The sequence below is a fragment of the Flavobacterium sp. MMS24-S5 genome (assembly GCF_050320125.1).
Taxonomy (GTDB): domain Bacteria; phylum Bacteroidota; class Bacteroidia; order Flavobacteriales; family Flavobacteriaceae; genus Flavobacterium; species Flavobacterium tyrosinilyticum.
This window is the reverse complement of sequence record NZ_CP190016.1, coordinates 5,128,920-5,143,009: the sequence shown is the minus strand read 5'-3', so window position 1 is coordinate 5,143,009 and position 14,090 is coordinate 5,128,920. Positions and strand designations below refer to the sequence as shown.

Annotated in this window: 13 protein-coding genes and 1 pseudogene; 4 read left to right on the top strand and 10 right to left on the bottom strand. The window is 32.7% G+C overall.

Going from position 1 to position 14,090, the window contains the following annotated elements:
* The 10 genes and pseudogenes from ACPWTF_RS23630 to ACPWTF_RS23585 all read right to left on the bottom strand — a co-directional run bounded on the left by ACPWTF_RS23630 (position 1) and on the right by ACPWTF_RS23585 (position 10,233).
* The gene (locus tag ACPWTF_RS23630) at positions 1 to 693 is read right to left on the bottom strand and encodes a M48 family metallopeptidase (RefSeq protein ID WP_427873518.1); all 693 of its coding nucleotides are present in this window, start codon (positions 691 to 693) and stop codon (positions 1 to 3) included.
* Complete coding sequence (locus tag ACPWTF_RS23625; protein WP_427873516.1) at positions 686 to 3,868, bottom strand: type I restriction endonuclease subunit R; 3,183 nt, start codon at positions 3,866 to 3,868, stop codon at positions 686 to 688. The genes ACPWTF_RS23630 and ACPWTF_RS23625 overlap by 8 nt, the downstream gene beginning before the upstream one ends.
* Positions 3,869 to 3,872: 4 nt before the next feature.
* Positions 3,873 to 4,952: a hypothetical protein gene (locus ACPWTF_RS23620; protein ID WP_427873514.1), complete on the bottom strand. Its 1,080-nt coding sequence runs from the start codon at positions 4,950 to 4,952 to the stop codon at positions 3,873 to 3,875.
* 67 nt (positions 4,953 to 5,019) lie between these two features.
* Positions 5,020 to 5,580, bottom strand: coding sequence for a hypothetical protein (locus ACPWTF_RS23615; protein WP_427873512.1), 561 nt, complete (start codon positions 5,578 to 5,580; stop codon positions 5,020 to 5,022).
* A 1-nt stretch (position 5,581) separates the two neighbouring features.
* Entirely contained in the window at positions 5,582 to 6,334 is a 753-nt protein-coding gene (locus ACPWTF_RS23610; protein WP_427873510.1) for a PD-(D/E)XK nuclease family protein, read from the bottom strand.
* 128 nt (positions 6,335 to 6,462) lie between these two features.
* The gene (locus ACPWTF_RS23605; RefSeq protein ID WP_427873509.1) at positions 6,463 to 6,675 is read right to left on the bottom strand and encodes a hypothetical protein; all 213 of its coding nucleotides are present in this window, start codon (positions 6,673 to 6,675) and stop codon (positions 6,463 to 6,465) included.
* The gene (locus tag ACPWTF_RS23600; RefSeq protein WP_427873508.1) at positions 6,659 to 7,828 is read right to left on the bottom strand and encodes a restriction endonuclease subunit S; all 1,170 of its coding nucleotides are present in this window, start codon (positions 7,826 to 7,828) and stop codon (positions 6,659 to 6,661) included. The genes ACPWTF_RS23605 and ACPWTF_RS23600 overlap by 17 nt, the downstream gene beginning before the upstream one ends.
* The gene (locus ACPWTF_RS23595) at positions 7,825 to 9,387 is read right to left on the bottom strand and encodes an N-6 DNA methylase (RefSeq protein WP_427873506.1); all 1,563 of its coding nucleotides are present in this window, start codon (positions 9,385 to 9,387) and stop codon (positions 7,825 to 7,827) included. Before ACPWTF_RS23595 ends, ACPWTF_RS23600 begins: the two co-directional genes overlap by 4 nt.
* 104 nt (positions 9,388 to 9,491) lie before the next feature.
* Positions 9,492 to 9,680 carry an SDR family oxidoreductase gene (locus ACPWTF_RS23590; protein ID WP_427873504.1) on the bottom strand — a complete coding sequence of 63 codons (189 nt, stop codon included), beginning with the start codon at positions 9,678 to 9,680 and terminating at the stop codon, positions 9,492 to 9,494.
* Positions 9,680 to 10,233: pseudogene (locus ACPWTF_RS23585) on the bottom strand (SDR family NAD(P)-dependent oxidoreductase). Before ACPWTF_RS23585 ends, ACPWTF_RS23590 begins: the two are co-directional and overlap by 1 nt.
* Positions 10,234 to 10,559: 326 nt before the next feature.
* Here ACPWTF_RS23585 and kaiC point away from each other — a divergent pair.
* The 4 genes from kaiC to ACPWTF_RS23565 are packed head-to-tail and all read left to right on the top strand — an operon-like array spanning position 10,560 to position 14,089.
* Complete coding sequence (kaiC, locus tag ACPWTF_RS23580; protein ID WP_379799572.1) at positions 10,560 to 12,233, top strand: circadian clock protein KaiC; 1,674 nt, start codon at positions 10,560 to 10,562, stop codon at positions 12,231 to 12,233.
* Between the two features lie 5 nt (positions 12,234 to 12,238).
* Positions 12,239 to 12,532, top strand: coding sequence for a circadian clock KaiB family protein (locus ACPWTF_RS23575; RefSeq protein ID WP_095927489.1), 294 nt, complete (start codon positions 12,239 to 12,241; stop codon positions 12,530 to 12,532).
* Positions 12,533 to 12,534: 2 nt separating this feature from the next.
* A complete protein-coding gene (locus ACPWTF_RS23570) occupies positions 12,535 to 12,834 on the top strand; it encodes a circadian clock KaiB family protein (RefSeq protein WP_281632351.1) in 300 nt (99 codons plus the stop codon).
* 1 nt (position 12,835) lies between these two features.
* Complete coding sequence (locus tag ACPWTF_RS23565) at positions 12,836 to 14,089, top strand: sensor histidine kinase (RefSeq protein ID WP_427873501.1); 1,254 nt, start codon at positions 12,836 to 12,838, stop codon at positions 14,087 to 14,089.
* Position 14,090: the final 1 nt, after the last annotated feature.

Below are 14,090 nucleotides of genomic sequence, written 5' to 3'. Positions count from 1 at the left end.
TTATAACTTCATCCCATATATTTTGGAATCCAACTCTTTCCAATTTGAAACATACTTAGATAGTTCAGCCCAAAATTCTTTAGAGTGACTTTTTACTTTTGTATGAACTAATTCATGAACAACCAAATATTCTATAAGCGAATAAGGAAGTTTAATAGCATGAAAATTTATGATGATGGTATTTGATGGTGTACAACTCCCCCAACGCTTTTCAAGCTTCATAAATTTAATATTATTATACGCCAATCCAGTAGCTTTTGCTTTCTTTTTTAAAATAGGTTCAATTTTTTCTTGCGCCTTTATTCTATAATAATAATCAAAAGCTTGACGTAAATTTTCTTGAGTATTTAAATTATTCGGTAATGTAATTTTGAACTTAGATTCTGTGAAATCAATTTCAATCTTGTCGGTATCATTATCAATAATTAATTCTACATAATATTTTCTTCCAAGATATTGAATTCTTGAGCCAGTAACAATATCTCCATCGTGTATTGAACTCACCAAATCTAATTTATCAATAATCCATTTGGCTTTTTTTAGAATCAGTTTATTCGCTAATTCTTTTGAAATTGATTTGCCTTTAAGAATAACACCAACTCCCTTTTCTACAGTTATATAGTGCGATTTAAGGCCTTCTTTTTCTAAAATAGCATACTCGATTGTACGGTTGCCGTATTGTACACTAAACATCTTTATTTCGCTTTAAAACTTCAATCATTTCTCTTGCTTTTTCCTTAGCCTTGTCTCTTTCTAGCTTAGTTTTTACGAAGCGGAATACTTTGTTTTCGATATCTTTTAAAACCTGTCCTTTCGATTCCCAGCCTACAATGTTTAGTTCTCCGTTTATTAGGTCAAATAAAGTTTTAGTTGCATCTTCAGCATCTTCGTTGAAAATTATCTTCATAGAATTGTAAACTGCCCTTTCTCTTTCAGTCACAAAACCTTTTTGCTCTCCTTCAGTTTGTTCATTAATAATTTCGTCTTGTATTGCAGTGTAGGCAATTAATAATTGTGCTTCATCAATTCTTTGTGCTTCTTTTTGTTTCAATAGCTCTTCTAACCTTTGAGCAAGTGGTTTATAAAAATCAGGGTTTTTATCCAGTCCAACTTTGATTGTATGCTTCAAGTTATTTCGCATTTTTAGCTCTTTGGTAGCTGGCGAGGCATTCAAAATCTCTTCTTTAAATCTCTCTTTGTCTATAATAGAAATGGGTTCAGCAAGCATATTTTGAATGCCTAAAGATTTCAAGTGTTCGTCAATCATAGATTGAAGCATTTTACTTTCATCTTTTGTGATTTTTAAATCTTCATCATCAGGAAAGGCATTTCTGGCTCTTAATTTAATTTCATTGAACAATTTAAAATCACCTTGGTATTTCAAAGCTTTAGTATTCGGTAATACAATATTAATTGACTTATTAAAGTCTTTTAGCAATGCTTTAAAATCATCACGTCTATTAATTGGTTCTATAAAACGAACAGCCGAATCAATATAATGTTCTCTTTCATAGTTTCTGTCTACTTTCATTGGTTTAAAGAAATCTACCATTTTAGTATGATTCATTTCCAATTTGGGAAATTCTTCATTCAAATTTTTCAAAATATCATCTGGACGAATGTCTCTCGAAAAGATTTCCAAAGCTTGAATCAAATAGGCTGTAATTCCATTGTAATCTACAATAAAACCAGCTTTTTTTCCTTTTCTAGAACGGTTTACCCTTGCAATAGCTTGTAAAAGGTTGTGTTCTTTTAATGGTTTGTCTAGATATAAGCAGGAGGCAATTGGAGCATCCCAACCCGTTAATAGCATATCTGAAACAATCATTATTGCAGTGTTGTCAAACTTCTTTTTTCCTGATTTCTCCGTTTCATTTTCATTACCAAAAGGTAATTTAAAATCATCTGTTGCATCTTTAACTCCTTCAGGAGGTACAACATAAATAGGTTTCTTATTATCTGGATTTGTTCGGTTCCATTCTAACGTTTCATAATATTCTTTTGCAATGGCATCTGATTTTGGAGAGCCAATACTTATTACAACTTTTGATTCAAAATTATGATAACCTTTTTCTTTTAAAGAATGTAATGCTTGTTGATATTTGATAGCCGATTCACGACCATTACAAACTAACATCCCTTTATTTCCATCAGGAAAAATCTTATCTCTGAAGTGGTCAATAATATGTTTGGAAATATCATTAATACGGTCAGCCGACAATTGATATTTTTGTAATGCTTGACGTTTGAGTTTGTCTTTTTTGTCTTCGGATGAATCTCCAAATTTTTCTTCAAACTCTTTATCCAGTTCTTCTTTCTTTACATCTAATTTGCATATACCTTCATCATACAATAATTCAACAGTAGCTTCATCGGCAACAGATTCTTTAATAGTATAAACATCAATATATTCACCGCCATAAAATTCACCTAGAGTTGATTTATCTTCTTTAGAAATAGGAGTTCCTGTAAAGGCTATAAACTTTGCGTTAGGCAAAACAGTACGCATAAAAGATGCTAGAAAGCCATAATGACTGCGGTGCGCTTCATCTACTAAAACATAAAGATTTTCTTTTTTCGAAAGCTCTTCAAATTGGATTTCAACTCTTTCAATTTCTATCCATTTTCCCTTTTGTAGTTCTTTGGTAATCTTGAAAAGTGTTTTATCTTTTATATGTTTTTCAATCATAAAATTACCACGCTCTTCCAATTCGGTTTGGTCTACTGAAATTGTTGCTTCTTTGTCTGTTTCTTGAAATTTTTGGATTGTTGTGGTAATAATTCCGCCGTAATCATTACGAAGCAATTTATCTAAATGCACAACAGACGATGCTTGGTTTACATTTTTGAATCCTACATTTTGTAAAGTAGTTGTTATCTGTCTATCCAAATCCTTTCTATCGGTCATGATTAAAACCGTCGGATTATCAAAGCCATATTCTGGAGCTTGCAGTTTACGGGCTACATAAGCCATAGTTAACGATTTTCCAGAACCTTGCGTATGCCAAACCACACCACCTTCACCATTTTGTAGGCGTTCTATAGTTTTATTGGTAGCTCTTAATTGTTGGTAACGAGGTAGTTTTTTGATAGTTATTCCTTCATCCAATTCGAATAAAACGAAGTGGCGAATAATATCTAAAACTCGCTCTTTTTGAAAAATAGAATATAGTAATTTATCTTGTTCCGTTGGATTGTCCCCCAATAAATCAAAATTATCTTCTTTATTAGTTCTGAAAACTGAAAAAAACTGTTGTGGAGAACAAATTGCTCCATATCGTCCGCCTATTTGCCAGATTCCAACTAAGATTTGATTGAAATGAAATAGTTTTTGATTTAAATCTTGATATTCTTTTAAATCGTTATAAGCCGAGTCCCAAGCATTTGGAGCAACTGGAGATTTGCATTCAATAACTGCAATAGGCAAACCGTTGATAAAAACAACTAAATCTGGTCTCGATTTTCTGCCAACTCGGTTATGAAATGACATTTGGCTGACAATTAAAAAATCATTATTTTCTGCATTGTTATAATCTATAAAATGAACTGGACGAAATTCTTCCTTTCCGTTAATTAGTTGTTTTGGAGTGAAAGTTCCCCCTTTTAGAATATCCCAAACGGCCTCATTAATTTCTATTAATGAAGCTCCATTAACAGAAGTGATTAAACTATAGGCTTTGTTAAGATTATTTTCATCTATCCAAGGATTAATACGGTTGATGGCATCCAATAATCTTTGTTTGAGAATCACTTCAGTTATGTCACTCCGTTCGTCAAGCATTTCTCCGTTACAATAGCCATATTTCATTTTTTTGAATAATTCTATTGCTGGAATTTCACTGTGGATATATTCTGGAGAGTTGCGCATATTATTACTTTAAAATAATTGTTCCATCTATAAAAAATTCATACTCTTCTGTTGATTCATTTTTAAAATCGACATGAGTGATTTCATTATACTCTCCACTCGTTAAACTTTTTATAATTTCATCACTTACCCCAATGGTTCGGATAAAGGGCATTGAAAAGAAGAGCTCTTCTATTATTTCAAATGACAAATCAAAATCTTCGTATCTGCCAAAGTGTTTTGGCAATCTCCATAAAATCCAGTATTGTTTGTCATCAATAGTAGTTTTACGAAAGTACCCTTCGTTAAAATTTATTTTCTCACCCTGAATAAGTCTTTGCGCATTTTCAAAATCACCAATCATATAAAACCATGACGCATAATGAAACCTCATTGGAGCCGAATTTATATCTTTTTGATAAGTTTCATTTTCGGGGTCAACAAAATGAAGTATTGAATCAGTTGCATTGTTTTCATCTGACCATTCACTGCAAAAGCCTAAAGATTTAACTACATTATAGCCTATATTACTTGTATTAATTATATTTTCTCCACTTACACATTGGCTAATTGCTTTTGCTAATTTGGATTTTATATCACCCTTAGAAGTTTTTTCTTTGCCTTTTGATTCAACTAAACATATTTGATTAGATAGATTTTTGTCTTGACAGACAAAATCTGGCGTAGAAGTCTTTGCTGGAATACTAATTTGATTATTCTCGCAAAAAAAATGAAAATCATTTACATAAGGAAAACCTGTGTTCTGCATGTAGAGATAAACTAAACCTTGAGAAATTTCTCCAATTCTATTTGTTCTGGAAAAATCCCTTAATGAAGAAATTCTATTGGAATTAATTCTAACATTAGGTTGATGTGAATGTATTAAATTTGATAAACTTAATAGGCTCGAAATGTATTCATACCAGTATTCAGGTTGTGTTAAATATCTTGCGCATGTTGTCCTTGCAACTCCATGAGCTATACGCCATCCATTAAATTGTAAGTCGGGATTAGTTCCTGTCGATATTAAAGTTGCACGCTTTATTGTAACTGAAGCATGCGTATATTCTTCTACATTAATTGTTCTCTGTTTAGTAAATAACATATTATGAAAGATTTATTATTTAATTCTTCTGATAATTATTTGCAGTTTTTTCTTTTGTCTTCTGCCTTTATTTAATACAATTGCTAATAATATACTGCAAATGTTCCTTATTAGCTACTGCAAAATCAAATAATTCTTGGGCTTTTCTTTTGCTATAAACAATTGAATTTTCTGGTAAAATCATTAGCAATGAATCAAAATTATTAAAATTTTCATTGACATTTTTATATGATAACCACCAAGCGTGATTGATAAAATTAGTTATATTATTCTCGTTTAGCATTCTATAACTATTAACTTTTGCCATGTCGAGCTTAGTAAAATCCATCCATAAACCCATGGATTGGTCACTTGCCAAGTGCTCATAAATAAGCCCTGCTTTTTTGTTATTATTGAGGTATAAAAAGCATTTTGAATTTTTATGAAAAATATCTAGGTCTACAAACAATTTAAAATCTTGATTGTTTTCATTTATTAAAATATTCAGTTCCTTTTCTACATTTTTCCAAAACTCAATGATTAATTTTCTTTTGATGCGATTAACATGAGTAGCAATTTCAAATGCTGATTTAAACTTTTCTTCAGTAGCAGTTAGGGTATTGAAAATTCGGTTTTCGTATTCACTCATTTTAGAATGTTTTAATAATGTCTAAATATTGTTTAGTAATAAATTTTACTTTTTTTGAATTTAATTGCTTAATATACGTTTTAAGTATGTTTTTTATATCTTGGCGATAGCTCATATTAACCAATACATCGGCTTCTTTTAATCGTTCTCTTTCTAGAAACGACATTGATGAATCTTTTGCATCTTTTTTGCACTTTGTTAAGTAAATCAACAGAATATTATCATCTGTATATCCTGATTTTTTGCAATGACTATAATACCTTGAAAGTTGCTTTTTTTGGTCTTTAGCATTTATCTTGTTTTCAATAACAATAATAAACTGTTCTCCAAGACCAAAACTTTCAATGATTATGTCTAATCGCCCATCTTCTGTAGATTTTTCTTTTTTTACTCGAAGATTTGAAATTTTTAAATTCTGATAAAGATGTTTTTTACTTTCAGGAGCTATGGCATTTATGAACAAATCAAAAAACAATAAACCATGAGCATGAGAACCTTTTGGATTTAATAAATTGATTAGAAAAGGAGTATGCGTTTTTGTTTCTGCATGTTTAATATTGAGAATTTGGAAGATGTTATAACGCTCGGCTTTTTTCCGATTCCACTCATAATATTCTTTTTTCATGGCACTAAAATCATCCAAAAGTTTATCATATTTTGGGATATCTTCATCAATTTGTTCTTGCTCAAAATTGACTTTTAACGCCTCATATTCGCCAATTAATATTTCAATATTGGTAATAGCATGTTCCATAAGTTAAAACGTTTACCTTAATTTTTCAAAGTTAGTAACTGTTATATTAGGTACTACTGCTTTAATTACAATAGTGCTTTTGACTAATTTAATAGCGGATAATTACTTACAATAGTTTTCTAAAATACTCAGCTAAGTAAATTATTTAACATATCATCACGTAGGTCTACAATTTTTTGTTGCGCTCTTTTTATAATGACTTCAATTTCATTTATTTTCTTGTTTAAAACTTTTTGTTCTTCTTCATTGTAGTTTTTAGTCTTTATTTCCTCTTCAAACTTTTGACCTTGTTCTTCCAACTCTGCGATTCTTTTCTTAAAATCTCTAATTAAATATTCCATTTACCCTAATTTTTCCCGTTAGCAATTGTTGTATCAAACCTCGTTTTAATTCTTGGTAGTTTAATTTCTTTTCAGCTAAAACTTCTAACTTGTCATCAACTGAACTTAAAATATTTGCTATTTGCTTTTGCTCCTTTTTTGGAGGAAATAATATTTGTAGATTACGTATATCTTTTAAACTTAAAGAAGGCTGTGAAGAGCCATTAGTTAATAAGTTTAATTGCTTTTGAATTTGCGAGCTATTAAATATTTGATATAAGAATTCAGGATTCTGCATGCTGGTGATAACGACTGTATTTTGACCAAGACAAAAAATTTCTTCTGTTCTAATTAAAGTGGTCTTTCCAAAAGAGCCTACTCTTGTCATTAAGATATCTCCAATTTTCGGCTGATGATTTTTATTGAAATCATCTAAAACATCTTTACTTACTTTCAAGCAATTCTTTAAGTTTAGAATGTCTTTATTTATGTCCCCAACTCTTACCATTGGATATCCTTCATCAGAAAAAACGGGAGTCTTATGCAAGCTATCTATTACTTTAGATACCTCTTGAACTTGTACTACACCCCAACTCTCAGGAATCATCCCCAAAGGAGAATCCTTAAACTCAGTATGTCCAATACCTTTTGTTAATAAACGTTGCATTAAACCTTTTTTGAGTTCTTGGGTTTCGGTAATTTGTTGGTCTATTATTTCGATTTTATCGTCAACGGTGCTTAATATTTCAGCTATTTTTTGTTGTTCTTGGAGCGGTGGAAGTAGAATTTTTATTGGTTCAATTATATTCTTTGATAAACTTGGAACTCCAGTTGCTTCACTATATTTCCGCCAATTAATTGACTGAAATACCAAATAAATAAAATAAGGAATAGCATTTTTAAATGAGTGTGTATAAAAAAGAGTATCAACAGTCCAAAATTTCCCAGTTAAGAATACAGGTTTGTCAATTGTTCCTTTTCTTCCAATACCGACACTTTCTCCATCATATAAATATTCATTAACAGATGTCATATAACCACCTGTTCCATAAACAGGAATAGTACCGTGTTGTAGATGTTTATAATCCTTTCCACTACCCAATGTAAGAACATCGGAAATTTTAACCGATTGCCATTTAGTAGGCAAACTTAAATTGCTTTTATCTAAATTCATATCCCTAATTCTTTTAGAAATACAGCTAATTTGGTATCAATTTCTTTTTCTCGTTTTTCTAATTCATCCAGCTTAATATGAACCGCTTTTATATCTATTTCAACTTCTGCTTCAGAAGTATCAATAAAACGAGAAATATTTAAATTATAATCGTTTTCAGCCAATTCTGAAACATCAACAATACGCATGTATTTTTCTACATCTGTGGCTCCATCATAGGCTTTTACAATTTTAGCAATATGTTCTGGCAATAACTCGTTTTGGTTTTTACCTTCTTTATAATCACTACTGGCATCAATAATTTTCACTTTACCTTTTTGAGATTCCGTTTTATTTTTATTAATAATCCAAATAGAAGCTGGTATTCCTGTATTGTAAAACAAAGCACTTGGTAATCCTATAATTCCTTCAACCAAATCAGCTTCCAGTAAACCTTGTCTAATACTTCCTTCAGCTCCACTTCTAAACAACGTACCGTGTGGTAAAACAACCCCAGCTTTTCCATCTTGTTTTAAAACCGCAATCATGTGCTGTAAAAAAGCCAAATCGGCATAACCTCTCGGTGGTATTCCGTATTGGAAACGTCCGTATGGATCAATTACTACTTTGGTATAATTTGGAGTAACTTTTTTTTCTTTACCATCTTTATCCAATTTTACTTCGATAGAATTTTCAGCAGGTGTCCACCATCCATCCATCGAAAATGGAGGATTAGCAATTACTCGGTCAAATAAATCTAATTCATTATTTGCATTTTTATGCTGTGGCGTAATTAAAGTATCACCTTTTCTAATATCAGCATCCATAAAATTATGAAGCAACATATTCAATTTACCAATTGCCCAAGTACCTAAGTTTTTTTCTTGTCCAAGAAGAGATACATTTACATTGTTTCCAACTTTTCCATTAGGCTGTTCTGCTATATAACGTGCAGATTCAATCAGCATACCTCCAGAACCACAAGTGGGGTCATATATTTTTTGTTTGGGTTCAGGTTTAATTAATTGTACAATAAGTCTAACCACACCACGAGGAGTGTAGAATTCGCCTCCTTTTTTACCAGCATCATCTGCAAACATTTTAATCAAATACTCATACGCATCACCCAATAAATCATTAGATTCTAAATGAGAATTTCTTAAAGAATGTTGATTAAAATGTCTTAAAAGACGTTGTAATAACTCATCAGATAATTTTTCTTTATCACCGAATTTTGTAGCAGTCATTACACCTTCTAAGGAAGTATTTTCACGTTCAATTCCAGCAAACGCTTTATCTAAAGCAATACCTATATTTTCGGTTTCTTTTTTGATAGTCTCCCAACGAGATTCAATTGGCATTTGAAAATAAGTTTCATCTTCAGCATCTTCACGAGAAACTCCATCACGTTTCATAATGTTTTCAACCTCTTCTTCAAATACATCGTTGGAACGTTTTAAAAATAACAATCCAAAAATGTAATTTTTAAAATCGGATGAATCAATACTTCCTCTTAATATATTTGCTGAATCCCAAAGCCATGTTTCTAAAGTCGTCAGTGATAATTTATTCTCTGCCATTATTCTGTTTTATTCTATAAATTTGAGCGTAAATATAGCAGAAAATATGGCATTTTAAGATAAATCTTAAGCCAAAAAACAGATGTAAATTACAAAAACCAATATCACCCCAAACTCATCCCACCATCCATAATAACATCCGCCCCAGTCATAAACACCGCAGCATCACTACTTAGATAAGAAACCATTTGAGCCACATCTTCTGCCCTTCCCATTTGTTTTAGTGGGACTTTTTCTATTACGACATCCATAATGCCTTTTACCGTGGCTTCATCTAAGCCTACTTTGTTCATCACTTCGGTTTGAGTGGTCCTGGGCTAACCGAATTGACACGAATCTTTCTTGGCGCTAATTCTAAAGCAGCCGATCTCATAAACGAATTCAAAGCCGTTTTGCTCGCCGAATAAACCGAAGATCCCGGACCGGCATACTTGCGGTATTCGAAGAAAGAAATACTACTGAAGCACCATCTTTCAAAATCGGGATAAATTTGCTTAAAGTGAAAAAAGCACCTTTTAGATTCACATTCATAATGCTGTCGTACAATTCTTCTGTGGTTTGTTCGATGGTTCCTAAACCTGCAATTCCCGCATTGATAAACAAAATATCAACCGAACCGAAATCGGCTTTTACCTTTTCAGCCAGTTTTTCGATATCTGAAATACTCGATTGGTCTGCTGTAATGGCTGTAACGCCTAGTTCTAAAGCTGCCGTTTCTATCGCCTCTTTTCTTCTTCCTGTAATAATTACTTCTGCCCCCTGATCTTTTAATAATTGCGCTGTAGCATATCCTATCCCACTATTTCCGCCTGTTATGACTGCCACTTTATTTTTTAAATTGTCCATTTTATATGTGTTTTAAATTAATGAGACAAAGGTAAATTCAAAATGGTATAACTTTGTAACCAGTATCACAGAGTATACCAGAAGTACATTTTAACATTAAAATAGAATTGAAAAATAAGTTTTAGTAAAAAGTCTCATTTTAATGTTAAATATTGAATTGGTATTCTTTACTTTTTTGGTTAAAATTCTTCGATTTATTTAGATTTTTAAATCAATTCTCTTAATTTATTTTTAAAACTTCATTAAACGCCTGTTAAATCTTAATCAGAATTCATTGAAAATTCTTCAGAAAAAGGTATATTTGAGTAATACAGAAATTTATTATCGTGCAAGAAAAAACAAAATCACATAGTTTTATATTTCCAAAAACTCCTACTGGGGTTGACGGATTAGATGAGATTACAGAAGGTGGATTTCCGCAAGGACGACCAACTTTAATCTGCGGTGGAGCGGGATGCGGTAAGACTTTATTGTCTATGCAGTTCCTTATAAAAGGAATTACAGAGTATAACGAACCAGGAGTTTTTATGTCTTTTGAAGAACCTTCAGACGACTTGACTCTAAATGTTAAATCATTAGGCTTTGACCTTGAACAACTTAAAAAAGATAAAAAGCTTGTTGTAGATCATGTTCGCGTTGAAAGATCAGAAATTGAGGAAGCGGGCGAATACGATCTTGACGGTTTATTTATTCGTTTAGGACATGCTATCGATTCTATAAAAGCGACTCGTGTTGTATTGGATACTATCGAATCGCTGTTTGCTGGTCTGGACAATCAAGCCATTTTACGAGCAGAATTACGAAGATTATTTCATTGGCTTAAAACCAAAGGCGTAACTGCCGTTATTACAGGAGAACGCGGCGAGGCTACACTAACCCGTCAAGGTCTGGAAGAATACGTTTCGGACTGTGTAATTGTTCTCGATCATCGTGTAATTGAACAGGTTTCGACTAGAAGGCTTAGAATTGTAAAATACAGAGGTTCAACACATGGAACGAATGAGTATCCGTTCTTAATTGACGAAGACGGAATTTCAGTTCTTCCGATTACTTCTCTGAAGTTGGATAACGAAGTTTCCTCAGATATTATCTCTACAGGTGTTCCCGGACTAAATGAAATGTTTCATGGCGGCGGTTTCTACAGAGGAAGTAATATTTTGGTTTCGGGAACGGCGGGAACGGCTAAAACGACCGTTGCCTGTTATTTTGCTAATGAACAATGCGAAAAGAACGAAAAAACGATTTACTTTGCTTTTGAAGAATCACCGCATCAATTGGTGCGCAACATGAAATCAATCGGAATTGATCTGGAAAAACACATCAAAAAAGGCATTTTGCAAATACATTCTTCCCGTCCGTCATTAAACGGTTTAGAACTACATTTGCTTACGCTTAGAAAGTTAATCAAAGAGTTTGAACCTACTACCATTATTATTGACCCGATCAGTAATCTTATTTCGGTAGGAAGTGAACACGAAGTGCGCTCTATGCTGGTGCGATTAATTGACATGCTGAAAGCCAATAATATTACGGCCATGTTTACGTCGTTAAACAAACAAACCGACACTGTTAGACCTGATCTTGCAGAAGAATCGGTTTCGTCATTGGTGGATACCTGGATTACGGTTCGCGATATGGAAGGTGTTGGCGAAAGAAACCGTGGTATTTTTATCATCAAAGCGCGCGGAATGGGACATTCTAATCAAGTTAGAGAATTTGTCATAACAAGTAACGGAATCGAATTATTAGATGTTGAATTAGGTCCGCAGGGAATTTTGACGGGAGCGGCAAGACAATCTTATCAATTCAAAAAAACCATCTCGGATATTAAGCTTCAAAACGAAATCAGTCGAAAAGACAGAGAGATTGAGCGTAAACGCAAAGTCCTTGAGGCGAATATTGAAGCATTGAGAACAGAATTTGAATCGGCTGAAGAAGAACTAAGCATCCTTAAAGCAACAGAAGAATTGCAGGAAAAACTGTCTTCTAAGAAAAAATAAATAAAATGAAAAAAGAAGTAGCCGAATGGCAATTATTGCTTTATATAGCAGGGCAAACGCCAAAATCGATCAAGGCGCTCGAAAACATAAAGAAGTATGCCGAGGAGCATCTAAAAGGAAAATACAGCATCGAGATTATCGATTTGCTGAAGAATCCGCAATTGGCAGAAGGCGATCAGATTTTGGCCGTACCTACTCTGGTGCGTAAATTTCCCGAGCCTATTCGTAAAATTATAGGTGACCTTTCTAATGAAGAAAGAGTGCTTGTAGGGCTGAACATCAAACCTATAAACTCTTAATCATGGAAGATTCATCTGATGGCACTAGTACAACCAAACATAAGTTTATGCTTTTTGTTTCAGGTATGTCTGTTAAATCAGGACATGCAATCGAAAATATACGCAAAATCTGCGACACCTATCTCACCAACAATTATGAATTAGAAATTGTTGATATCAGCCGCGATAAAGAACTGGCTGTGATTCATCAAATTGTAGCCATTCCTACCTTGATCAAAACACATCCAGAACCTAAAAGAATCATTTTAGGAGATTTATCAGATAAAGAAAAAGTATTATACATACTTAATATAAGCAAATAAATTGAAGGAAGATAAAAAAAATATTGCCGCTCTATTAGCCGAAATTGAGTCATTGAAAGAAGAACTTTATGAGTCAAACAGTATTGTTAATGCTATAAAACAAGGAGATGTTGATGCGCTTGTGGTAACCAGTAATGGAGTTCCCGAACTATATTCTCTAGAAACTGCCGATTATACGTATCGTCTTCTTATAGAAAAATTCGGTCAGGGCGCATTGAGTATTTCAAGAAATGGATTGATACTCTACTGCAATGAGCAATTTTCAAAATTAGTTGGTCTTCCTTCAGAAAAAATAACAGGAACGTACATTTATGAATATTTTACAAACCAAACGCAGTTTGTTTCTCTTATAGAAGCACTGAGATATGGAATTACTAAACATGAAATACTTCTAAAATCGGAGAATGAAAAAACTTTTCCAGCTTATATCGCTTTAACTGATCTGGAACCCTCTGTAGAAGCTATTGGGGTTGTAATTACCGATTTGACCGAAAAGAAAAAGCATGAGGAAGCTCTAATTCGCCATCAGAAAGAATTGGAAGAAAAAATAAACGAACTGAATAAAATCAATCGTAATCTAGAGGAATTTATTCATGTAATCTCGCACGATTTGAAAGAACCGCTGCGGAAAATTGTCATGAATACCAGCAGAATTGACGGAAGCTATTTTAAAGAAGCCGATACAAAAGCTATAAATGTCATGAAATTATCGGCTTTAAGATTAAATTCGCTTGTAGACGATTTAGTGCAGTATTCTTCGCATACCGCGCAGGAAGAACGAACAGAAATAGATTTAAGAACCATAATTTCAGAAGTTATTGAGGATTTTGAAATTATAATTGCTGATAAAAAAGCGGTTATCAAAACAGGAAAACTTCCCATTATTAAAGCTTCTCGCGTACAGATGAGACAGCTTTTCTCTAATCTTATTTCAAACGCCATTAAATATAGCAAAACAGATATTGCTCCTATAATAGAAATTTCGCAGGAAGAAAATTTAGATGATGAAATACCGAATCAAAATGCTAAATTTGTAAAGGTTCAGATAAAAGACAACGGTATTGGAATGGAAGAAAGCCATTTGCTTAAAATATTTGTCATTTTTCAGCGCCTGCATGCCAGAAACGAATACTCAGGAAACGGTATTGGCCTCGCGATCTGTAAAAAGATAATGGAAAACCATTCTGGAAATATTACCGTTGAAAGTACATTGAACAAAGGAACCATATTTAACCTTTACTTCCCGATCTTATAAA